Annotated in this window: 20 protein-coding genes; 8 read left to right on the top strand and 12 right to left on the bottom strand. The window is 55.4% G+C overall.

The genetic code is table 11. The features are described 5' to 3' along the window. Window positions 1–26 precede the first annotated feature (26 nt). From plsC to OOJ60_RS12765, 3 genes are all read right to left on the bottom strand, one after another. Window positions 27–764 carry a 1-acylglycerol-3-phosphate O-acyltransferase gene (gene plsC / locus OOJ60_RS12755; protein ID WP_042289239.1) on the bottom strand — a complete coding sequence of 246 codons (738 nt, stop codon included), beginning with the start codon at window positions 762–764 and terminating at the stop codon, window positions 27–29. Between the two features lie 277 nt (window positions 765–1041). Further along, window positions 1042–3300, bottom strand: a complete 2259-nt coding sequence (parC, locus tag OOJ60_RS12760; protein ID WP_042289242.1) for a DNA topoisomerase IV subunit A — start codon at window positions 3298–3300, stop codon at window positions 1042–1044. 130 nt (window positions 3301–3430) lie between these two features. After that, a complete protein-coding gene (locus OOJ60_RS12765) occupies window positions 3431–3829 on the bottom strand; it encodes a YgiW/YdeI family stress tolerance OB fold protein (RefSeq protein WP_042289243.1) in 399 nt (132 codons plus the stop codon). Between the two features lie 152 nt (window positions 3830–3981). On the opposite strand from OOJ60_RS12765, the gene qseB reads away from it, so the two are divergent. From qseB to OOJ60_RS12785, 4 genes are all read left to right on the top strand, one after another. Then, window positions 3982–4641 carry a quorum sensing response regulator transcription factor QseB gene (gene qseB / locus OOJ60_RS12770; protein ID WP_042289246.1) on the top strand — a complete coding sequence of 220 codons (660 nt, stop codon included), beginning with the start codon at window positions 3982–3984 and terminating at the stop codon, window positions 4639–4641. Then, window positions 4638–5990 (top strand): quorum sensing histidine kinase QseC, encoded by a 1353-nt coding sequence (qseC, locus tag OOJ60_RS12775; RefSeq protein WP_042289247.1) that lies wholly within the window; start codon window positions 4638–4640, stop codon window positions 5988–5990. Before qseB ends, qseC begins: the two co-directional genes overlap by 4 nt. Before the next feature lie 105 nt (window positions 5991–6095). Beyond that, the gene (locus tag OOJ60_RS12780) at window positions 6096–6677 is read left to right on the top strand and encodes an NAD(P)H-dependent oxidoreductase (protein ID WP_205612678.1); all 582 of its coding nucleotides are present in this window, start codon (window positions 6096–6098) and stop codon (window positions 6675–6677) included. Between the two features lie 30 nt (window positions 6678–6707). Then, complete coding sequence (locus tag OOJ60_RS12785) at window positions 6708–7022, top strand: putative quinol monooxygenase (protein WP_042289259.1); 315 nt, start codon at window positions 6708–6710, stop codon at window positions 7020–7022. A gap of 52 nt (window positions 7023–7074) precedes the next feature. Here OOJ60_RS12785 and OOJ60_RS12790 read toward each other — a convergent pair whose 3' ends face one another. From OOJ60_RS12790 to OOJ60_RS12805, 4 genes are all read right to left on the bottom strand, one after another. Beyond that, a complete protein-coding gene (locus tag OOJ60_RS12790; protein WP_205612679.1) occupies window positions 7075–8259 on the bottom strand; it encodes an aminotransferase-like domain-containing protein in 1185 nt (394 codons plus the stop codon). Between the two features lie 179 nt (window positions 8260–8438). After that, window positions 8439–9629: a glycoside hydrolase family 88 protein gene (locus OOJ60_RS12795; protein WP_205612680.1), complete on the bottom strand. Its 1191-nt coding sequence runs from the start codon at window positions 9627–9629 to the stop codon at window positions 8439–8441. 23 nt (window positions 9630–9652) lie between these two features. Continuing rightward, entirely contained in the window at window positions 9653–10921 is a 1269-nt protein-coding gene (locus tag OOJ60_RS12800; protein ID WP_060570843.1) for an oligosaccharide MFS transporter, read from the bottom strand. A 32-nt stretch (window positions 10922–10953) separates the two neighbouring features. Beyond that, the gene (locus OOJ60_RS12805) at window positions 10954–12768 is read right to left on the bottom strand and encodes a DUF2264 domain-containing protein (RefSeq protein ID WP_205612681.1); all 1815 of its coding nucleotides are present in this window, start codon (window positions 12766–12768) and stop codon (window positions 10954–10956) included. 164 nt (window positions 12769–12932) lie between these two features. On the opposite strand from OOJ60_RS12805, the gene OOJ60_RS12810 reads away from it, so the two are divergent. After that, the gene (locus tag OOJ60_RS12810; RefSeq protein WP_205612682.1) at window positions 12933–13784 is read left to right on the top strand and encodes a helix-turn-helix transcriptional regulator; all 852 of its coding nucleotides are present in this window, start codon (window positions 12933–12935) and stop codon (window positions 13782–13784) included. A 76-nt stretch (window positions 13785–13860) separates the two neighbouring features. Here OOJ60_RS12810 and parE read toward each other — a convergent pair whose 3' ends face one another. From parE to nudF, 5 genes are read right to left on the bottom strand one after another with little or no spacing between them, the layout of a single operon-like run. Next, the gene (gene parE, locus OOJ60_RS12815; protein WP_181822077.1) at window positions 13861–15753 is read right to left on the bottom strand and encodes a DNA topoisomerase IV subunit B; all 1893 of its coding nucleotides are present in this window, start codon (window positions 15751–15753) and stop codon (window positions 13861–13863) included. A 27-nt stretch (window positions 15754–15780) separates the two neighbouring features. Beyond that, window positions 15781–16362, bottom strand: a complete 582-nt coding sequence (gene yqiA / locus OOJ60_RS12820; protein WP_042289277.1) for an esterase YqiA — start codon at window positions 16360–16362, stop codon at window positions 15781–15783. Beyond that, window positions 16362–17189: a 3',5'-cyclic-AMP phosphodiesterase gene (gene cpdA, locus OOJ60_RS12825; RefSeq protein ID WP_042289280.1), complete on the bottom strand. Its 828-nt coding sequence runs from the start codon at window positions 17187–17189 to the stop codon at window positions 16362–16364. Before cpdA ends, yqiA begins: the two co-directional genes overlap by 1 nt. A gap of 24 nt (window positions 17190–17213) precedes the next feature. Then, on the bottom strand, window positions 17214–17636 hold the full coding sequence (locus tag OOJ60_RS12830) for a DUF1249 family protein (protein ID WP_012907621.1): 423 nt from the start codon (window positions 17634–17636) through the stop codon (window positions 17214–17216). After that, window positions 17633–18265: an ADP-ribose diphosphatase gene (gene nudF, locus OOJ60_RS12835; protein ID WP_042289285.1), complete on the bottom strand. Its 633-nt coding sequence runs from the start codon at window positions 18263–18265 to the stop codon at window positions 17633–17635. The genes OOJ60_RS12830 and nudF overlap by 4 nt, the downstream gene beginning before the upstream one ends. Window positions 18266–18465: 200 nt before the next feature. Here nudF and tolC point away from each other — a divergent pair, with 200 nt between their 5' ends. The 3 genes from tolC to OOJ60_RS12850 all read left to right on the top strand — a co-directional run bounded on the left by tolC (window position 18466) and on the right by OOJ60_RS12850 (window position 21977). Continuing rightward, window positions 18466–19941, top strand: coding sequence for an outer membrane channel protein TolC (tolC, locus tag OOJ60_RS12840; RefSeq protein WP_269535573.1), 1476 nt, complete (start codon window positions 18466–18468; stop codon window positions 19939–19941). Window positions 19942–20139: 198 nt separating this feature from the next. Continuing rightward, complete coding sequence (locus tag OOJ60_RS12845) at window positions 20140–20811, top strand: DUF1190 family protein (protein WP_042289288.1); 672 nt, start codon at window positions 20140–20142, stop codon at window positions 20809–20811. Window positions 20812–20816: 5 nt separating this feature from the next. Then, on the top strand, window positions 20817–21977 hold the full coding sequence (locus tag OOJ60_RS12850; protein WP_042289291.1) for a glutathionylspermidine synthase family protein: 1161 nt from the start codon (window positions 20817–20819) through the stop codon (window positions 21975–21977). Window positions 21978–22002: the final 25 nt, after the last annotated feature.

Below are 22002 nucleotides of genomic sequence, written 5' to 3' on the forward strand. Positions count from 1 at the left end.
TTCTCTGCAAAATAACGCGTTCTTAATTAAACTTTTCCGGCAGCTTCCCGCCCGGCGACTTCTTTATCGAGTTCTGCAATCTTTTGTTCCATCAGCGAACGGCAATGGGCGGCCAGTTCGCGAACCTGGTCTTTACCGTACTGGCTCACATCCACCGGCGGCAGCATCTCGACAATCACCAGACCATTCTTCAGACGGTTGAGGTTAATCTTATTTGAGGTATTCGAAACGCACACCGGAATAATCGGTACGCCTGCGGCAATGGCGGCGTGAAACGCGCCCGTTTTAAATGGCAGCAGCCCACGACCGCGGCTACGGGTCCCTTCCGGGAACATCCAGATAGAAATACGGCGCTTTTTGAAATGGTTCACCACTTCGGCAATCGTGCCGTGGGCTTTCGCACGGTTGTTACGGTCAATCAACAGGTTACCCGTCAGCCAGTAAAGCTGGCCGAAAAACGGGATCCACAGCAGGCTCTTTTTTCCCACCGTAACGGTTGGCGGCTGCACAATATTCGCTGCGGTCACCATATCGTAATTATTCTGGTGATTCGCAATATAGATGGCGTTGCCGTAGCTTTCGGCATCGGCAGGTTTGCGGCATTCGACTTTCAGGCCAAACACCGGCGCCAGGCGACCAAACATATGCCCGAATGTCGCGACGTGTTTTGGATTACGCGGGCTGAAAAGGCAGTAAATCGATCCAAAAACACAAACCAGAATGGAGTAAATAACGGTAATAATAAAACGAAAAATAAATAGCATAACAACCTCTGAAGGCCTAAGAGCCCGGGATTCTACGTCACCTGCTATCAGGTTAGGGTATTGTTGATGTGGCTCTCTGGAAAACTGTATTGTTAATCGCTATTCACGAATAAACAACGGTTTTACGGGAAATTTTAATGTACATCCGGCCCAGCGGCAGCGTTAAAACCGCAGGCCGGAAAAGTATTAATAACGCCATCCGCTACGACGGACGGGCCTGACGGCGACGCACTGCGTCTTTTCAGGCCCGACCGCGTTTCAGGCGTTAAAAAACCTCTTACTCTTCGCTGTCGCCCTGGCTTGCGCGACGCGGCGAATCAATCTCAACGTGATCGATACGCTGGAGACCGCGCATCAGCGTACCGCGACGACCGCGCTCGCCGGTCACCTTCTGCAACTCTTCCGGACGCAGCTTGATTTTGCGCTTCCCGACATGAATGGTCAGAGTGCTTTGCGGCGGTAGTACGTAGAGGTGCGCCAGACCGTCGTCCCCTTTCGCCGCTTCCGCCGACGGGATATTGATGATCTTATTGCCTTTACCTTTGGACAACTGCGGCAGATCGCTCACCGGGAACATCAGCATCCGTCCGGCCTGGGTGATCGCCAACAGCATATCGCTTTCGTCGCTGATCACCACCGGCGGCATAACGTGAGCGTTTTCCGGCAGCGTAATCAACGCTTTACCGGCACGGTTGCGCGCCACCAGATCGTTAAAGGTGCAGACAAAACCGTAGCCCGCGTTCGATGCCATTAGCAGCTTCTGATCGTCGCCTTCCATCAGCATGTGCTCTACGGTCGCGCCCGGCGGCAGCGTCAGCTTACCGGTCAACGGCTCGCCCTGACCGCGCGCCGACGGCAGCGTAATCGGGTCAATGGCGTAGCTTCGCCCGGTTGTGTCGATAAACACCACCGGCTGGTTGCTCTTGCCCTTCACGTCCGATTTGTAGCTGTCGCCCGCTTTATAGTTCAACCCCTGGGCGTCGATGTCATGACCTTTGGCGCTACGCACCCAGCCCATCTGCGAAAGCACGATAGTTACCGGCTCGGACGGCAGCATATCGTGCTCGCTCATCGCCTTCGCTTCTTCGCGCTCGTGCAGCGGCGAACGACGATCGTCGCCGTAAGCGTCTGAATCCGCCTGCAGCTCTTTTTTCAGCAGCGTATTCATCTTCCGCTCAGAAGCGAGGATCCCCTGTAACTGATCGCGCTCTTTCTCCAGTTCGTCCTGCTCGCCGCGGATCTTCATCTCTTCCAGTTTGGCGAGATGACGCAGTTTCAGCTCAAGGATCGCTTCGGCCTGGGTTTCGCTGATGCCAAAGCGCGACATCAGCGCTGGCTTCGGCTCATCTTCCGTACGGATGATCTCGATCACTTCGTCGATGTTGAGAAACGCCACCAGCAAACCTTCGAGGATATGCAGGCGCTTCAGGACTTTCTCCAGACGATAGTTCAGGCGGCGACGCACGGTATCACGGCGGAACGCCAGCCACTCGGTAAGGATCTCCAGCAGGTTTTTCACCGCCGGGCGACCGTCCAGACCGATCATGTTCAGGTTAATGCGGTAGCTTTTTTCCAGATCGGTGGTGGCGAACAGGTGGTTCATCACCTGCTCCATATCCACGCGATTAGAGCGCGGCACGACCACCAGTCGGGTTGGGTTTTCGTGATCCGACTCGTCGCGCAGGTCGTCGACCATCGGCAGCTTTTTATTGCGCATCTGGGCGGCGATTTGCTCCAGCACCTTGGCGCCGGAAACCTGATGCGGCAGCGCGGTAATCACCACCGCGCCGTCTTCTTTGGTCCACACCGCGCGCATACGTACCGAACCGCGGCCATTTTCGTAAATTTTACGAATTTCAGCCCGGGATGTGATGATTTCCGCTTCGGTCGGGAAGTCCGGCCCCTGAACGATATCCAGCAGTTGATCCAGCGTGGTCTTTGGCTGCTCGATCAGGGTAATCGCCGCTTTCGCTACTTCGCGCAGGTTGTGCGGCGGGATATCCGTCGCCATGCCGACAGCGATGCCGGTGGTGCCGTTCAGCAGGATGTTCGGCAGACGCGCAGGCAGCATTTTGGGCTCCTGCATCGTGCCGTCAAAGTTTGGCACCCAGTCGGCGGTCCCCTGTCCCAGTTCGCTCAGTAAGACTTCGGCATACTTCGACAGACGCGATTCGGTATAACGCATCGCCGCAAAGGATTTCGGATCGTCCGGCGCGCCCCAGTTCCCCTGACCGTCAACCAGCGGGTAACGGTAAGAAAACGGCTGCGCCATTAGCACCATGGCTTCATAACAGGCGCTGTCGCCATGCGGATGGTATTTACCCAGCACGTCGCCGACGGTACGGGCGGATTTTTTAAATTTGGCGCTGGCATTCAGCCCCAGCTCGGACATCGCGTACACGATGCGACGCTGTACGGGTTTCAGACCATCACCAATAAACGGCAACGCACGGTCCATGATGACGTACATGGAGTAATTCAGATAAGCGTTTTCCGTAAATTCATGCAGCGCAAGGCGCTCTGCCATATCGCTCATTAATCGTGATTCCTCAACTGTAAGCCCGCCAGATACCCGGTATCTTTTCAGGCAATATTGCCGCAGATACTACCTTATCTGGCGCGTTGAGTCACAAAGAAAAGGGCCGCGAAAGCGGCCCTGATGGGGATTATTTGCTGACTTTCCTGATTTGCTTCACGTCAATTTCAACGGAATTCCAGTCTTTATCCACTTCGCCCTGAATTTCAACGGTATCCTGCGGGGTGACGGTCAGGCCGTTCCAGCGTTTATCGTCAATATCAACGTTGATGGTGCCGGTGGCGTCCTTGAACAGATACAGGTCATCGGAAACACGCTCAACGATGTTCCCGCGCAGGGTGACCCAGGTATCGTCACGCAGCGATTTTGCGCTTTCTACGGTTGCGCTACTGCCGTTCGGTCCGACGAAGCCACCGCCCTGCGTCTGCGTTTGTGTGGCCGAGGGACCGGAAAAACCGCCCTGCTGAGCTGCCAGAACCGGTGCGGAGCTGAGTGCCAGAACGGCAAAGATAGCTGCTAATTTTTTCACGATCGTTTCTCCCTTTCATGTCATTTCATGTCCATTACATAAGTTAATCCTTAACAAGTTCTTAAGCCAAAAAAAAGACATTTTTTTACTGTACATCGCGGGCGACCTCGGGGTTTACTTGCCGTGATGAAGGCGGATCCAGGGAAGAAAAGATGCGGATTTTACTGGTTGAAGACGACGCGCTGATTGGCGACGGCATCAAAGCGGGGTTGAGTAAAATGGGGTTTAGCGTCGACTGGTTTACCGAAGGGCGCCAGGGAAAAGAGGCGCTTTACAGCGCGCCTTACGACGCGGTCATTCTCGACCTGTCGCTGCCGGGCATGGACGGGCGCGATATTCTGCGCGACTGGCGCGAACAGGGTAAACGCGAACCGGTACTGATTCTGACCGCGCGCGATGCGCTGGCGGAGCGGGTTGAAGGTTTACGCCTCGGCGCGGACGATTATCTCTGCAAGCCCTTTGCGCTGATTGAGGTCGCCGCCAGGCTGGAAGCGCTTATGCGCCGCGCCAGCGGGCAGGCCAGCAGCGAACTCCACCACGGTCAGGTGACGCTGGATCCCGGCGGTCTGACCGCCACGCTGGCGGGTGAAAACTTAGCGCTCAAGCCAAAAGAGTTCGCGCTGCTGGAATTGCTGATGCGCAATAAAGGCCGGGTGCTGCCGCGAAAACGTATCGAAGAAAAACTGTATAACTGGGACGAAGAGGTCACCAGCAACGCCGTTGAGGTTCACGTTCATCATCTGCGCCGTAAGTTGGGTAGCGATTTCATTCGCACCGTGCACGGCATCGGTTACACGCTCGGTGAGGCATAACGGTGACAAAACGGCTCAGCCTGCGGGTCAGGCTCACACTCATCTTTTTGATACTGGCGGCGGTGACCTGGGGAGCATCGAGTTTCGTCGCCTGGAAACAGACCACCGACAATGTGGACGAGCTGTTTGACACGCAGTTGATGCTGTTCGCCAAACGGCTGATTACGCTGGACATTGATGAACTTAAAGCCTCCGAGCGGATGGCCCATACGCCAAAGACATTTAAACACGGCCATATCGACGATGACGTTCTGGTGTTCGCCGTTTACACCCTCGACGGCAAAATGGTGCTGCACGATGGCGACAACGGTCAGTACATCCCCTACAGCTACCGCCGGGAAGGGTTTGACAATGGACGATTGATCGGCGACGACGATCTCTGGCGTTTTGTCTGGCTGACGTCCGCCGACGGTAATTACCGCATTGTGGTGGGTCAGGAGTGGGAATACCGCGAAGACATGGCGCTGGCGATCGTCAGCGCGCAGCTCATCCCCTGGCTTATCGCCCTGCCGCTGATGCTGCTGCTGTTGATTATGCTACTGCATCGCGAACTGAAACCGCTGAAAAAGATGGCCCGGACGTTAGGTTTACGCGACCCGGAATCCAACGAGCCGCTCAGTTCACAGGGCGTACCAAGCGAAGTGCGCCCGCTGATCGACTCGCTGAACCAGCTTTTTACCCGCACGCACGACATGATGATGCGCGAGCGGCGCTTCACCTCGGACGCGGCCCATGAGCTGCGCAGTCCGCTGGCGGCGTTGCAGGTGCAAACCGAAGTGGCGCAACTGTCTGACGATGACCCGCAGGCGCGGAAAAAGGCGCTACTCCAGTTGCATACCGGCATCGACCGCGCAACCCGCCTGGTCGATCAGCTCCTGACGCTTTCCCGGCTCGACTCGCTGGATAATCTGCAGGACGTCACCACGCTTGCGCTTGATGACGTTCTGCAGTCTGCGGTGATGGACATTTACCATCCGGCGCAACAGGCGAATATCGATGTGCGCCTGCACCTCGTCGCGCACGATGTAAAGCGCACAGGTCAGCCGCTGCTGCTCAGCCTGCTGGTGCGCAATCTGCTGGATAACGCCATTCGCTACAGTCCGCAGGGCAGTATTGTCCAGGTCACGCTGCGGCATAATGGTTTTTCCGTTAAAGATAACGGCCCTGGCGTTACGCCAGAGGCGCTGGACCACATTGGCAAGCGCTTTTACCGCCCCCCGGGGCAGCGCGTTACCGGCAGCGGCCTGGGCTTATCGATTGTCCGCCGCATCGCCACGCTGCACGGCATGACGGTGGCGTTTGGCAATGCGCCCGACGGTGGGTTCGAAGCCACGGTGAACTGGCGATAGCGGATTGTTGCGTCAGAAGCAAAAGACTTTGCACATTTTGCTCATTTCACCGCGCCGTTTTGCGGCGTAAAATGGCCCTCAAACGCATTTTCCAGAGGGTAAAAAATGAGCAACATTCTGATCGTCAACGGCGCGAAAAAATTCGCCCACTCTAATGGTCAACTTAACGACACCCTGACCGAAGTCGCGGACGGCACGCTGCGCGACCTCGGGCATGATGTTCGCATCGTTCGCGCTGACGGCGAGTACGATGTAAAAGAAGAAGTGCAGAACTTCGTCTGGGCTGACGTGGTGATCTGGCAGATGCCGGGCTGGTGGATGGGCGCGCCGTGGACGGTAAAAAAATATATCGATGATGTATTCACCGAAGGCCACGGTACGCTGTACGCCAGCGATGGCCGTACCCGCTCCGACGCATCGAAGAAATACGGTTCCGGCGGTCTGATTCAGGGCACCAAATACATGCTCTCTCTGACCTGGAACGCCCCGATGGAAGCCTTTACCGAGAAAGATCAATTCTTCCACGGCGTGGGCGTTGACGGCGTGTATCTGCCGTTCCACAAAGCGAACCAGTTCCTGGGCATGACGCCGCTGCCGACCTATATCGCTAATGACGTCATTAAAATGCCGGATGTTCCGCGTCACATTGCAGAATATCGCGAGCATCTGGACGCAATTTTTGGTTAACTAGTCGTCTGGAATTAGAAGGAGTTAACCATGCTTACAGTTATTGCTGAAATTCGCACCCGTCCGGGTCAACATCACCGCCAGGCAGTACTGGATCAGTTTGCGAAAATCGTTCCTACCGTCCTGAAGGAAGAAGGCTGCCACGGCTATGCGCCGATGGTGGATCACGCCGCGGGCGTGAGTTTTCAGACCACTGCGCCTGACTCAATCGTGATGATTGAGCAGTGGGAAAGCATCGCGCATCTTGAAGCGCACCTGCAAACCCCGCATATGAAAGCCTATAGCGAAGCGGTAAAAGGCGACGTGCTGGAGATGAATATCCGTATTCTCGAATCCGGCATTTAAGCGTCTCCTGCGTCACGCCGGGTCGACACACCATCGCGACCCGGCGATTTTTTTACGGCAGCGCCCTTTTCAGTCTGCGCACCGCTTCTTCCAGTTCATTCTTCGTTGGCGTGGCAAAAGAGAGTCGCAGCGTGCGCTTGTCCGGGTTATCGCTATAGAAAAACTCCCCCGGAACATACACGACCTTTTCCTCCAGCGTACGGGAAAGCCAGGCCGTGGTGTCGACGTCGTAACGGAAGGTCCCCCACAGGAACATCCCCCCCTGCGGCATATGGAAAGTAATATGCTCGCCCAGTTCACTGCGCATCATATCGGCGAGGAAATAGCACTTCTCACGATAAGCCTGACGGATCACCGTAATCTGCTCTGCTAAGCGTCCCAGCGACAGATAGCTGGCCGCCAACGCCTGTGAGTGCGCGCTGGTATGCAGATCGGTCGCCTGCTTCACGATAGTCGCCTTCTGCCCCATCCATTCCGGCAACACCACCCAGCCCACGCGCAGCCCCGGCGCCAGAATTTTGGAGAAGGTCGACGTATAAATGACCTGCTCCGGGCAACCGGCTTGCGCCGCATGCTGGAAGAGGGTTGTGTAGGACTGGCCGGTAAAGTTGATTTCACCGTAAGGATCGTCTTCGATAATCACAAAGTTGTGCTGTTTCGCCAGTTGCACCAGCTTCTGGCGACGGTCATCGCTCAGCACCACTCCGCCCGGATTGCCAAAGGTAGGAACGACATACAGGGCTTTGATGGTATGGCGCTGCAACAACTGCTCCAGCTCATCAACAATCATGCCGTCTTTGTCTGTACCGACAGAGAGGATATTCGCCTGCGACAGCTGCAATACCTGTAGAGCGGCAAGGTAGGTCGGGCGCTCAACAACCACTTTATCGCCCGGATTAATCAACGTTCTGACCAGAATATCCAGCGACTGTTGAGACCCGTTGGTGATCAGAATTCGCTCCGGCGCGGCATGAATCCCGCGCCCCAGGCAAAGCTGGCTGATGGCCTCACGCAGCGGAGGATATCCCTCGCTCAGACCGTACTGAAACGCGTCCAGAAACTGCGTTGCCATCATTTTTTGGGTGGCGAGTTCAAGACCGGTTTTGTCGAACAGTTCAAGACTGGGAATTCCGCCGCCGAGGGAAATGACGCCGGGCATTTTGCTATGTTTTAATAATTCGCGGATCGCCGACGGTTTTAACGCGTCGACGTTTCGGGCGAGATGTGTGTTGTTCATTCTGTTTCCTTATTACGTAGTTCGGCGTCCATCCCCGGTATCAGCTATCCACCTGTCGATACCCGCCAGATTACGTTCCTGCACACCCGCGTTCTCGCCTTCGTTTGAGCGTAATAGACCTCTCTGTCTGGATCAATAAGATATTCTCCGCGTCAGGGATTGCCTGACGCGGAAAGGGCTTACCAGTACAGCTTCCAGCACTGGGTGAAACGCATCAGCGCTTCCACATAGAAATAATCCCCCCAGCTCGCGCATTCATCGACGCCCTTATGACTGGAGAGATGATATACCGAATGCTTCAGCAGGCCGTTGCCCTTCTCGTCCTTCGCCATCACATAATGCGCCGTCAGCGAGGACATGATACCCATCGCCCACTGCTGATAGCGTTCACGATCCGGATCGGTAACCGGCAGATGCTTGATCAGCTCCAGCAGGCCGCAAACCGCAATGGCCGCCGACGAGGCGTCGCGCAGCGCGTCGGTTCCCACCAGCGCCAGATCCCAGTGGCAGACGGCATCTTCCGGCAGACGGTTGAGGAAATAGTTCGCCAGCTTTTTCGACAGCGAGACCATCTCTTTATCGCCGGTGTAGATATAGCTCAACAAGAAGCCGTAAATGCCCCACGCCTGCCCGCGCGACCAGCATGAATCGTCGGCGTAGCCCTGCTGTGTGTTGCCATAGCGCGGCGCGCCGGTTTTGACATCCATGTAGTAGGTGTGAAACGTCGAGGCATCTTCACGAATCAGATATTTCGCCGCCTGCGACACGTGCGCTTTTGCCGCCTCGGCAAAACGCATGTCGCCCGTCTGCTCGCTCGCCCAGTAGAGCAACGGCAGATTCATGTTGCAGTCAATGATCATGCGTCCGGCCTGCTCCGGATCGTTAAGATCGCCCCATGCCTGGATGATCCGCGCCTTTTCGTGGAAGCGCTCAAGGAGCGCCTCTGCCGCCATCAGTGAAAAGCCGCGAGCGTCGCGGTTGCCCGTCAGCCGCCAGGCCGCCACGCAGGACAACGTATACAGAAAGCCGAGGTCATGGGTGTTGGTGTCATGACGTCCGGCAATCCGCAAACCGAATGAGCGCACGTGCTTTTCCGCCATCTCGCGGAACTTCGCGTCGCCGCTCATCTCCCAGGCCAGCCAGAGTTGCCCGGTCCAGAAACTGGTGGTCCACTCAACGTTGTCCGTTAACGGGTAAAAACCTTTGACGCAGGTCTCGGCGGGGAATTTATCACCGAATTCCGTTAAATGACGGCTAATCAGCTCAAGGACATGCTGCCGCGCACTGCTCATTTGATCCTGAAATGCCCCCACATTGACCGGGCTGCCAGGAAATTCGCGCAACGTTTCCTCAACGATATGATTTAACATTTTTCGGTTCCTTTTGACGTAATTTATCTTGAAGCGTTATTTTCAGCGATATCCAGCGCGGCAGTATTCCGGCGCTTACTTTGACATGCCGATAAGGTAAAGGCGGAAATCAACGTAAAGGTCAGAGCAATAACGCCCATAATGATATAGGTTTTCTCAAAACCAATACGGTCATACATTAATCCAGCGGGCGAGGAGACGACCACGTTGCCGACGTACAGCATCGCCTGATAGCCCAACAAATACATGGTCGCATTGACACGTTTATCAAAATGTTCCGCGATATATTTAAATACCGATACCAGCAGCAAACAAATTTCCAGACCGTACAGCGGCTTAAGAATGGAAATAAGCAGATGGGAATCGCAGATTCCGGAAATAACCAGTCGCGCCCCGACCACTACCCCGACAATCAATAACCCGCGTTTCGCGCCAATGGCATTCACGAACAGAGGAATGACCATATACATCACAAATTCCATGCCCGACTGTACGGTGCCGAGATAGCCAAACACGGCATTTCCTTCATTAACATCCGAGAAGAAGGTGACGAAATAGCGTGAAAATTGCTGTTCGGCGATAAACATCATCCACGCCACGCCCGCGACATACAGGCAGAAAGCCCAGAATTTACGGTTACGCAACAGCGCGTAAACGTCCGCCGGAACGATCTTATCTTTCGTCAGGACGTCCGCCGCGTTAGCCGCGTTGACGTTGACCTTCAGGCTCAACAGGACGATCAGCATCACCACCGACGCCACGCTGCCAAGAATAAAGTTATAAGCCGGCGAGAGGTTAAACAGCAGACCGGAAAACGAGGACGCGACAGCCCAGCCGAGGGAGCCCCACATACGGATCTGACCGAACTCCATTCCGTTAAGACGGCTATAGCGATCCGAATAGGATTCGCAGGCCGCCACACCAGCATACCAGGCAAAGCTCAGGTAGATTGCGCCGATAATAATCCCCAGCATCGTATTGGACATCAACAGCGGCTGGTAGACGTAAATAAAGAACGGCGCCATTAACGCAGACATGATCACCACAAAATAGAGCAGATATTTGCTCATGCCGATCTTATCGAGAATATAGCCGTAAATGGGTTTAAGAATGACTGAAAATATGCCATTAACGGCAAACACGGTGCCAATTACCGTTCCACTGAGCTGTGCTTTTTGTCCTAACCAAATAGCCAAAAGACCAATACTGGCTGACCAGGTAAAGAAGTAGAGGAATATAAAGCTACTAATTTTGTAATATTCCACTCTGTTATTAAGTGAGAGTTTATTCATATCATCCTCGCCGACGCACTGGGCGCCAGTTTTTATAAAATGAACGACAGTTGACGTGAGCTTCCAGGTTCGCGAATAACGACCTGGTCTGTGTTTATTTCCAGTTGCGGAACAGCCGCATCGCTTTTCTGCTGAGCCGACACTGCGCAGCACAGCCAGGTTTCGCCCGGGGTAATTGTTGTTAACAGCAGGGGGATGGACGCGCACTCTGCGAACATAATGCTGCTGTTCGGCGGCGTGACGACGCTGTCCGGTTGACGACGGATCGCTGGCGACAGATCGACAATCGCGCTGCTGCCGTTGCTGGCGTTGATTTCGCAGCCGCGTTCGCTTACCCGATGCTCCGCTTTCATCACCGCAAATCCACCTTCCGCCGTCTGTAAGGTACGGGCGCTGTGGATACGGTGCAGGCGAATATGCCATTCACCAAACGGCGCCAGCCAGGTGTCGATAATGACGTCATGCCACGGCGACCAGCGCGAAAAGATGACGTTTTCACGTACGCTGACCGCGTCGCAACCCCGTCGACCGCGATAATAGTTGTCGCCGTCCGCCAGCAGCAGCATGGAGTCGCACGCCGCGTGTTTCAGGCCATAGCGTCCGCGTTCGAGGGTGAAACCAAAGCGGCTGGAGTAAGCAAATTTGGTGTATTTGGCTTCGGTGTTGACGTAGTTGTTCAACTCAAGTTGGCCGGAGGTCAACAGGGTGACATGTTGCGAACGCTCGCTGTGCTGCAAAATTTGCCCGGCGTGCGGGACGGTCCGCGTTTCGCTAAGCGCAGGAAGCGGCAGTTCCTCCGCTTGCCAGAAAGGATGCGTTGACGGCAGGGCGAGGATTAAAAATACCTTCAGCGCCCAGTAAGGGGAACCGGGCGAGTTGTAGTCCTCGCACATGACCAGATTCGGGTAGGCAAAACCCAGCGTCAGGATACCCTCACGATCGAAAATCGACTGCTGTTGCCACCAGCGCAGATGGCGCAGAATGATCCCTTTCACCACCCCCGGAGAGAACACGTCGAGCCCGGCAAACGCCACTGCGCTCCAGAACGCCACCATTGCAAAGCGGTAGGTCAGGCTGCGCCCGAATGGCACCGACGCGCCGTCCGCCGCCGACATGTAGATAAAATCCTGCGCAAACAGCCGCGACCGTTCGCGCAGCGTCGCGGCACGTTCAACGTCATCCGGACTGAGGGTGGCGTATAGCAGGCCGTAAAAATGGAAGGCCATTGAGATGTAATAATCTTTCGGCCGCCCGGGACCGTCGGAATACCAGCCGTCGCCGAGGTAATAGGCTTCCATCATGGCAAAACGGCGATCAATCGCAGCCTGATCGAACGGTAAACCGGCGCGCTTGAACCCGAGCTGCACGATGATGGCAAAGTAGTTCCAGTTACTGTCGGGCATTTGCGCGTCAGTGATTTGATTCAGCCAGCGATGAAGATTTTCCCGTTCGTCAACGCTGAACGCATCAGTCAACCGCGTCTGCAATAGCGCAAGACCCAAACCGTAAGCGGCCATTTCAACCAGGCGCTGATCGTAAGGGCCTGTATCGCCCCAGTACTGAGAGCTATGCGGATCGGTGCCCAGCTTAATCGCCTGAATATACTTCTCTGCGAACGGCACTTCCGCGCCGCCCGCCAGCAACGGAAACAGCCCCCACAGCGCGCGGGAAAGCCCCTCCATGCAGGCGATATCCACGCTGTAATGCGCGCAGGTATTGCCCAGCGAAAACTGCGCCTTCCCCGCCGGAAACTGCTTGTCCAGCGCACGTACGATGTCATTAACGGCGCGCGTTACGTCTTCGCGTGATGACAAAGGATTTGATGTTTCTTCAGCAGCCGTCCACATAGCCTGTCCTCCAGATTAAGTGGACAAATCATAGTGAATCGCTGATAAGCGGAAATGTTATCTCAGTCACACCGTTATCACCGAAGTAAAACAGTGATTGAGAAAATTTAAAAATAGGGTTTATAAACAAATCCAGGACGATCAAAATTTAAATCTGTTGCACTATGAACGCACCGCTTAATGAAGAACGCCTGGAGTTGATCACCCTGAACGATGCCATTGCCTCGTTCAGTCGCCTGTTTGCCAATACAGTGCGGTATCACCACTGGCATCAGTGTCTTGAGGTGTTGTACGTAGAGGAAGGATTTGGCGTGGTGATTGTCGATCACAAGCAATACACCATGCGTCCAGGGAGGATGTTCTTTTTCCCGCCCTTTACGCTGCATAAAATTATGGTCGATGAACGGGCCCAGGATGGCTACCGGCGCACCATTATCCATCTCGATCACCATGCGGTGCTGAAGGCGTTACGCGACTTTCCGCATAACCATCAGCGTCTGCAAAACCTGAGTCTGCGCGGCGGCGAAGCCTGGGTGACCGACGCGGCGGATATTCATCCGCACGTCGATTTTCTTTTCAGTCGCTACGAAAAAATGGCCGTCCGCAAGCCGCTCAATACGGAACAGGTCTCTTGCCTGTTGCTCAGTTTATTAAGCCTGTTACCCGAGGATAACGTCAATTTGACAGCGACAGACAGCGGAATCGCCAGCCAGGTGATGTTTTGGCTTGATGAAAATTACCGGCACAAATTCCGGCTCGATGCGCTGGCGGCAGAGGTGGGGAAATCGAAAAGCTACGTCTCGCGCCGCTTTCATTATGAGACGGGCGAAAGCATTCTCGACTATCTCAATACATTACGGTTACGAAAAGCGTGCGAGGCGCTGCTACACAGCAACGCCAGCGTGCGTGATATCGCCCGACAGGTGGGCTTTTCGGACGTGACCTACTTCATCAGCGCGTTTGGCAAGGGAATTGGCGAGACGCCGTTGCAGTACCGGAAAAAACACGCCACCTGATGCTACCGCCGTCATCCGGTACTCTTAGCTTTACCGGATGGCGGCGGCGTAACGGGCTTTGCGCAAAAGCGAACAACTATGCCTCAATATCCGCGAGATCGCCCTTTTCCTGCAACCAGTTGCGACGGTCTTCAGAACGTTTCTTCGCCAGCAGCATATCCATCACCGCATTGGTACGCTGGTCATCTTCATCGCTGATGGTAAGCTGCACCAGACGGCGGGTGTTCGGGTCCAGCGTTGTCTCACGCAACTGCATCGGGTTCATTTCACCCAGACCTTTAAAGCGCTGAACGTTTGGCTTGCCTTTCTTACGCTTGAGCTGTTCCAGCACGCCCGCTTTTTCTTCTTCCGTTAAGGCGTAATAGACCTCTTTGCCGAGATCGATACGGTATAACGGCGGCAGCGCAACGTAGACGTGCCCCTGCTTCACCAGCGTCCGGAAGTGCTTCACAAACAGCGCGCAGAGCAACGTGGCAATGTGCAGACCGTCGGAGTCGGCGTCCGCAAGGATACAGATCTTGCCGTAGCGCAACTGGCTGAGATCGTCACTGTCCGGATCGATGCCGATCGCCACCGAAATGTCGTGGACTTCCTGAGAGGCCAGCACCTCATCCGAGGAGACTTCCCAGGTGTTGAGGATCTTACCTTTAAGCGGCATGATCGCCTGATATTCACGATCGCGCGCCTGCTTGGCCGAACCGCCCGCCGAGTCCCCTTCGACGAGGAACAGCTCGGTACGATTCAGATCCTGAGCGGTACAGTCCGCCAGTTTCCCCGGCAGCGCCGGACCGCTGGTCAGCTTTTTACGCACCACTTTTTTCGCCGCGCGTAGACGACGCTGAGCGCTGGAGATCGCCATTTCCGCCAGCAGTTCCGCAGCCTGGACGTTCTGGTTCAGCCACAGGGTAAACGCATCTTTCACCACGCCGGAAACGAACGCCGCGCACTGACGGGACGACAGGCGCTCTTTGGTTTGACCGGCAAACTGCGGATCCTGCATCTTCACGGAAAGCACGTAGGCGCAGCGATCCCAGATGTCTTCTGCCGACAGCTTCACGCCGCGCGGCAGAATATTGCGGTATTCGCAGAATTCGCGCATCGCGTCGAGCAGCCCCTGACGCAGACCATTTACGTGCGTCCCGCCCTGCAGGGTCGGGATCAGGTTGACGTAGCTTTCGGTCAGCAGTTCGCCGCCTTCCGGTAGCCAGAGCAGCGCCCAGTCGACCGCTTCCGTATCGCCTTCGAAATTACCGATAAACGGTTTTTCCGGTAGCGTCGGCAAGCCGTTAACCGCCTCGCCGAGATAGTCGTTCAGACCATCCTGATAGCACCAGCGTTGCTCGCTGTTGTTGACCTCGTCCTTAAAGGTGATTTCCACGCCGGGGCACAACACCGCTTTCGCCTTCAGCACATGCGTTAAGCGCGAAACGGAGAAACGTGGGCTATCAAAAAAGGTTTCGTCCGGCCAGAAGTGAACGCTGGTGCCGGTGTTGCGTTTACCGCACGTCCCGACAACCTGCAAATCCTGCACTTTCTCACCGTTTTCAAACGCAATGTTATACACCTGACCATCGCGGCGCACGTTCACTTCCACGCGCTTCGACAGGGCGTTCACCACCGAGATCCCGACTCCGTGCAGCCCCCCGGAGAACTGGTAGTTCTTGTTGGAGAACTTACCGCCCGCATGCAGTCGGCAAAGGATCAGTTCAACCGCCGGGACGCCTTCCTCAGGATGAATGTCGACGGGCATGCCGCGCCCGTCATCAATGACTTCCAGCGATTGATCGGCATGTAAAATGACGTCCACGCGTTTCGCGTGTCCTGCCAGTGCTTCATCCACACTGTTATCAATCACTTCCTGCCCAAGATGGTTGGGACGGGTGGTATCAGTGTACATCCCCGGGCGGCGGCGCACCGGCTCAAGCCCAGTGAGTACCTCAATGGCATCAGCGTTATAAGTTTGCGTCATGGTTTTAATAGCAGTTCGAAATGATTGTCAGCAACTGTGCAGTCCAAGGAAATCGACAATCTGGTTGAAATAATCTTCGAAGCCCGTGAATGCGTGGTTTCCACCTTCGATTACAGTCTGGCGGCAGGACGCGTAGTACGCCACTGCCTGGCGGTAATCCAGCACTTCATCCCCCGTCTGTTGCAGCAGCCAGATAAGGTCTGGCGCTTCCAGCGGGTCAATCTGCATGACTTTAAGATCGTAAATATGACGAGACTCTAGCACATATTGCTGCCCCGTGTAGGGGTTCTCGTTCTGGCCGAGGTAGTCGGTCAGCAGTTCGAAAGGCCGCACCGCCGGGTTGACCACGACAGCGGGCAGCATAAAGCATTGCGACAGCCAGGTCGCGTAGTAGCCGCCCAAAGAAGACCCGACGACACCCAGCGGTTCCCCACCGTGCTCCAGCACGATCGACTCCAGCATTTCTGCGGCATCGGCCGGGTATGGCGGCAGTTGCGGCACAATCATCTCAATGTCAGGATGCTGTGCGCACAGCCAGTCTTTGAGCAGACAGGCTTTCGCCGAGCGAGGCGAACTGTTGAAGCCGTGAAGATAAAGAAGCGTAGACATCAGTAGCCTTCTGACGCGGTGTCGGGGCGAAACTCAGTCCCCTCTAAACGACAGACGTCCGTATGTAGCGAACCGTCAGCAAACAGCTCCAGTGTACGCCAGCCAGGACCAATCGTGTCGAGGGTAAAGTTAGCGCAGTGCGGTTTGAACTGGACGCAGGTTGATGGCGTCGCCAGCAGACGGCGGCCATTCCAGTCGAGATCCAGCTCCTGATGAATGTGTCCGCAAAGCAGATATTTCACGCGCGGGAAGTTCACCAGCACGCTGTCCAGCTCCGCGGCGTTGCGCAGACTGTGCTGATCCAGCCAGCTGCAGCCCGCAGGCAGCGGATGATGGTGCAGAAGCAGCAACGTATGACGTTCCGGCGCTTCCGCCAGCTTTTGCTCAAGCCACTCCAGTTGGAATTCGCTCAGTTCGCCGTGGGGTACGCCAAACACCTGGCTGTCGAGCAGCAGGATCTGCCAGTGTTCGCCAATCATCACGCGCTTGGCTGGCGAGATCCCCGCCTCCTGCAACGCGCTGTACATGGCTGGCTGAAAGTCATGGTTGCCTGGCAACCAGACGCAAGGCGCGCGAAAGCTGGCTATGCCTTCAGCAAAATGCTGATAGGCCGCCGCGCTTTGATCCTGCGCTAAATCCCCTGTCGCCACGATCAGATCGTATTCCTGCCCCTCGGCATGAATCGCTTTCAGCACGGCCTGGTAACTTTCCCAGGTGTTCACGCCTAACAGCGTTTCGTGCTTTTCGGCAAACAGGTGAGTATCGGTAATTTGTAAGATCCTGACCCTGGCCTCACCAGCCAGAGGAAGGTTTAACAGGCTTTCCAAATGGTGTCCTTAGGTTTCACGACGCTAGTAAACCGGAATCGCCATCGCTCCATGTGCTAAACAGTATCGCAGCCAGTCGGCTAAAAACTGATTAATTTGATGCTTTTCGTCGCGTTGGTGCAACTTTTTATTGGGATAATCATACCGCGCTTTGAAGCGAAAGATCTGCTGACTTGAACACACTTCAGCCACCATCGCGTCATGATAGAGGCGGACCGTCAGCGACGGCAGGCTCCAGTAGGTGATTGCCGGCGCCGTCTGCTCGATCGTAACAAGCGTAGTGTATCGGGTCGATTCAACAACCGTTAGCCGATATTGTGCGTTGCCCACCTGATAGCTTACTGTTTCGCCAGGCGCGTCATTGCGCGGCAGCAGGCGGCGTAGCTGTGAGAAATTGGTTTCGCACAGACGCATCATTTCAGGAAAGTCAGGTGTATAGCGCTTCATTTTTTCCACTCGTGTATTAACTCTTTATAGTGCAACTGCAACCATTGCAGGGCAATGACGGAAGCCGCGTTATCAATTTTCCCCTCTTCAACCCATTGATAAGCCTGCTCCCGGCTTACCACATGAACCCGAATATCTTCGTTTTCATCAGCCAGACCGTGAATCCCGTTCGCGGTCGTGGCGTCCACTTCACCCACCATAATTGACGAGCGCTCGCTAGTGCCCCCCGGACTTGCCAGATAACTGAGCACCGGTTTCGTCCGTTTCACCACGATGCCGGCTTCTTCCATCGCCTCACGGCGCGCGACGTCGTCGACGGTTTCGCCGTCTTCAATCATGCCGGCCACCAGTTCCAGTAACCACGGCGTGTCGCTGGTGTCATAGGCCGCAATTCGGACCTGCTCGACAAGCACCACTTCGTCCCGCTCAGGGTCAAAGGGTAGCAAGACTGCGGCGTGACCGCGCTCAAAAATTTCGCGCCGCACCTCCTGGCTCATTTCACCGTTGAACAAGCGGTGGCGGAAGCGGTAAAGATCCATCGAAAAAAAACCGCGATATAGCGTTTCTCGTGCAATAATTTCTACATCGTTTTTGGTGAAAGTTACGGGCGAGTTGCCTGATTTACGCATTGTGCCGTCCTGTACCAATAGTGATTTAAATGTGAATTTCAAGGGCGTTTGACTGCTGTTTTAGCGACCTTGTGGTAAATTGGTGCAAATTAACGCCTGATGGCACATAACGCCAACTTTTTGCAGTGGCGGATTCTGCTAGAATCGGCAATTATTTTTCTAAAATTTGATCAGCGCTAAATACTGCTTCACAACAAGGAATGCAAATGAAGAAATTGCTCCCCATCCTTATCGGCCTGAGCCTGTCGGGGTTCAGCACACTGAGCCAGGCAGAGAACCTGATGCAAGTTTATCAGCAAGCACGCCTGAGCAACCCGGAACTGCGTAAATCCGCCGCCGATCGCGATGCTGCATTCGAAAAAATCAACGAAGCACGTAGTCCTTTACTGCCTCAACTGGGTCTGGGTGCCGATTACACCTACAGCAACGGCTACCGTGACGCGAACGGCGTGAACTCTAACGCCACCAGCGCTTCTCTGCAATTAACGCAGACCCTTTTCGATATGTCGAAATGGCGCGCGCTGACCCTGCAGGAAAAATCAGCGGGCATTCAGGACGTCACCTTTCAGACGGACCAGCAAACGCTGATCCTAAACACCGCCAGTGCCTACTTTAAAGTGTTGAACGCCATTGACGTTCTCTCTTACACCCAGGCGCAGAAACAGGCGATTTATCGTCAGTTGGATCAAACCACTCAACGTTTCAACGTGGGTCTGGTGGCCATTACCGACGTGCAGAACGCCCGTTCACAGTACGATACCGTACTGGCGAACGAAGTGACCGCGCGTAACGATCTCGACAACGCTGTCGAAGAACTGCGTCAGGTTACCGGCAACTACTACCCGGAGCTGGCGTCGCTGAACGTCGACAGCTTTAAAACCGACAAGCCGCAGCCGGTAAACGCCCTGCTGAAAGAAGCGGAAAACCGCAACCTGACGCTGTTGCAGGCGCGTCTGAGCCAGGATCTGGCGCGCGAGCAAATTCGCCAGGCGCAGGACGGCCATCTGCCGACACTGGATTTAACCGCCTCGACCGGCGTTTCCGACACCTCATACAGCGGTTCCAAAACTCGTGGCGCTGCCGGTTCGCAATATGACGACAGTGAGATGGGCCAAAACAAAGTGGGCCTGAGCTTCTCTCTGCCGATCTACCAGGGCGGTATGGTGAACTCGCAGGTGAAACAGGCGCAGTACAACTTTGTCGGCGCGAGCGAGCAGCTGGAAAGCGCGCACCGCAGCGTGGTACAGACCGTACGTTCGTCTTTCAATAACATTAATGCTTCCATCAGCAGTATTAACGCCTACAAACAGGCGGTTGTTTCTGCGCAAAGCTCATTAGACGCGATGGAAGCAGGTTACTCTGTGGGTACGCGTACGATTGTTGACGTGCTGGATGCGACCACCACGCTGTATAACGCCAAGCAGCAATTGGCGAATGCGCGTTATAACTACCTGATCAACCAGCTCAATATCAAATCCGCACTGGGTACGCTGAACGAGCAGGATCTGGTGGCGCTGAACAACACGTTGGGCAAACCAATTCCGACCAGCCCGGACAGCGTAGCGCCGGAAACCCCGCAGCAGGACGCCGCCGTGGATAACTTTAACGGTAACGCCACTGCCGTACAGCCAGCGTCAGCCCGGACGACCTCCGGCAGTAACCCGTTCCGCAATTAAGACGGCTTTTCGCTTATCGGGCCTACCGCTACGTAGGCCCGATAAGGCGCAGCCGCCGATCGGCACAAAATCGCTGCTGAACGTAAGACAACGTAAAGATCCCACGATTCAGCCGCATTCCTGCCCCTTCTCGCTTCATTTTCAACCACTCATCCTCTATCCTGAGCAGTAATTACCACTGGGTCCTGGAAGACGAAAATGAAACGGACAAAATCCATCAAACACGCTGCGTTCCGCAAAAGCTGGAGCGCGCGTCACCTGACGCCTGTGGCGTTAGCCGTTACCGCTGTGTTTATGCTGGCGGGATGTGAAAAGAGCGACGAAACCGTATCGCTGTATCAGAATGCGGATGACTGCTCGGCAGCCAATCCGGGTAAAAGCGCGGAGTGTACTGCAACTTACAACAACGCGCTGAAAGAAGCCGAACGTACCGCGCCGAAATACGCGTCCCGCGAAGACTGCGTGGCCGAATTTGGCGAAGGCCAGTGCCAGCAGGCGCCAGCCCAGGCCGGTATGGCCCCTGAAGGACAGGCGCAAGCGCAGCAGTCCAGCGGCAGCTTCTGGATGCCGTTAATGGCGGGTTACATGATGGGTCGGATGATGGGCGGCGGCGCAGGTTTCGCGCAGCAGCCGCTGTTCAGCTCGAAAAACCCGGCCAGCCCGGCATACGGCAAATATACCGACGCAAGCGGCAAAAACTATGGCGCCGCCACGCCAGGTCGCAGCATGACGGTGCCGAAAACCGCCATGGCGCCGAAGCCTGCCACCACTTCGACCGTCACGCGCGGCGGCTTTGGTGAATCTGTCGCCAAACAGAACACCATGCAGCGTAGCGCCAGCGGCACCTCCACGCGTTCAATGGGTGGCTGATCCGCATGGAAAGAGTCAGTATCACTGAGCGCCCGGACTGGCGCGATAAAGCCAACGAATATGGGTTCAATTTTCACACCATGTACGGTGAACCGTACTGGTGTGAAGAGGCATACTACAAGCTGACGCTGGCGCAGGTTGAAAAGCTGGAAGAGGTGACTGCTGAACTGCACCAGATGTGCCTGAAGGTGGTCGAAAAAGTGATCGCCAGCGACGCGCTGATGACCAAATTCCGCATTCCCAAGCATACCTGGGGCTTCGTTCGTCAGTCCTGGCAAACGAGCCAGCCCTCGCTCTATTCACGCCTCGATCTGGCGTGGGACGGCACCGGCGAACCTAAGCTGCTGGAAAACAACGCCGATACGCCGACTTCGCTGTATGAAGCCGCATTTTTCCAGTGGATCTGGCTTGAAGATCAGCTCAACGCGGGTAACCTGCCGCAAGGTAGCGACCAGTTTAACAGCCTCCAGGAAAAACTTATCGCGCGTTTCGCCGAGCTGCGCGAGCAGTACGGTTTTCAGCTTCTGCATCTCACCTGTTGCCGGGACACCGTTGAGGATCGCGGAACCATTCAGTATCTGCAGGACTGCGCCGCAGAAGCGGAAATCGCCACCGAATTCCTCTACATCGAAGATATCGGGCTGGGCGAGAAAGGCCAGTTTACGGACCTGCAGGATCAGGTGATCGCCAACCTGTTCAAGCTGTATCCGTGGGAATTTATGCTGCGTGAGATGTTCTCTACCAAGCTGGAAGACGCAGGCGTTCGCTGGCTGGAACCGGCCTGGAAGAGCATTATTTCCAACAAGGCGCTGCTGCCGTTGCTGTGGGAAATGTTTCCTGACCATCCGAATCTGCTGCCTGCGTACTTCGCAGAGGACGATCATCCGCAAATGGAAAAATTTGTCGTGAAGCCGATCTTCTCGCGTGAAGGCGCTAACGTCTCCATCATAGAGAACGGTAAAACGATCGAAGCGGTGGAAGGCCCTTACGGCGAAGAAGGCATGATCGTGCAGCAGTTCCATCCGCTGCCGAAGTTTGGCGACAGCTATATGCTGATCGGTAGTTGGTTGATCAACGATCAGCCTGCCGGGATCGGCATACGTGAAGACCGCGCGCTGATCACTCAGGATCTGTCCCGCTTCTACCCGCATATCTTTGTCGAATGATTAAGGGTGCCGGATGAGAGCGCAA

It is taken from the genome of Citrobacter sp. R4, assembly GCF_026719175.1.
GTDB classification, from domain to species: Bacteria; Pseudomonadota; Gammaproteobacteria; order Enterobacterales; family Enterobacteriaceae; genus Citrobacter_A; species Citrobacter_A sedlakii.

What these genes read in the sequence shown, in the direction of transcription:
- plsC (WP_042289239.1), bottom strand. Translation starts at nt 764, where the DNA reads ATGCTATTTATTTTTCGTTTTATTATTACCGTTATTTACTCCATTCTG.
- parC (WP_042289242.1), bottom strand. Translation starts at nt 3,300, where the DNA reads ATGAGCGATATGGCAGAGCGCCTTGCGCTGCATGAATTTACGGAAAAC.
- qseB (WP_042289246.1), top strand. Translation starts at nt 3,982, where the DNA reads ATGCGGATTTTACTGGTTGAAGACGACGCGCTGATTGGCGACGGCATC.
- OOJ60_RS12780 (WP_205612678.1), top strand. Translation starts at nt 6,096, where the DNA reads ATGAGCAACATTCTGATCGTCAACGGCGCGAAAAAATTCGCCCACTCT.
- OOJ60_RS12785 (WP_042289259.1), top strand. Translation starts at nt 6,708, where the DNA reads ATGCTTACAGTTATTGCTGAAATTCGCACCCGTCCGGGTCAACATCAC.
- OOJ60_RS12790 (WP_205612679.1), bottom strand. Translation starts at nt 8,259, where the DNA reads ATGAACAACACACATCTCGCCCGAAACGTCGACGCGTTAAAACCGTCG.
- OOJ60_RS12795 (WP_205612680.1), bottom strand. Translation starts at nt 9,629, where the DNA reads ATGTTAAATCATATCGTTGAGGAAACGTTGCGCGAATTTCCTGGCAGC.
- OOJ60_RS12800 (WP_060570843.1), bottom strand. Translation starts at nt 10,921, where the DNA reads ATGAATAAACTCTCACTTAATAACAGAGTGGAATATTACAAAATTAGT.
- OOJ60_RS12805 (WP_205612681.1), bottom strand. Translation starts at nt 12,768, where the DNA reads ATGTGGACGGCTGCTGAAGAAACATCAAATCCTTTGTCATCACGCGAA.
- OOJ60_RS12810 (WP_205612682.1), top strand. Translation starts at nt 12,933, where the DNA reads ATGAACGCACCGCTTAATGAAGAACGCCTGGAGTTGATCACCCTGAAC.
- parE (WP_181822077.1), bottom strand. Translation starts at nt 15,753, where the DNA reads ATGACGCAAACTTATAACGCTGATGCCATTGAGGTACTCACTGGGCTT.
- yqiA (WP_042289277.1), bottom strand. Translation starts at nt 16,362, where the DNA reads ATGTCTACGCTTCTTTATCTTCACGGCTTCAACAGTTCGCCTCGCTCG.
- OOJ60_RS12830 (WP_012907621.1), bottom strand. Translation starts at nt 17,636, where the DNA reads ATGAAGCGCTATACACCTGACTTTCCTGAAATGATGCGTCTGTGCGAA.
- nudF (WP_042289285.1), bottom strand. Translation starts at nt 18,265, where the DNA reads ATGCGTAAATCAGGCAACTCGCCCGTAACTTTCACCAAAAACGATGTA.
- tolC (WP_269535573.1), top strand. Translation starts at nt 18,466, where the DNA reads ATGCAAATGAAGAAATTGCTCCCCATCCTTATCGGCCTGAGCCTGTCG.
- OOJ60_RS12845 (WP_042289288.1), top strand. Translation starts at nt 20,140, where the DNA reads ATGAAACGGACAAAATCCATCAAACACGCTGCGTTCCGCAAAAGCTGG.
- OOJ60_RS12850 (WP_042289291.1), top strand. Translation starts at nt 20,817, where the DNA reads ATGGAAAGAGTCAGTATCACTGAGCGCCCGGACTGGCGCGATAAAGCC.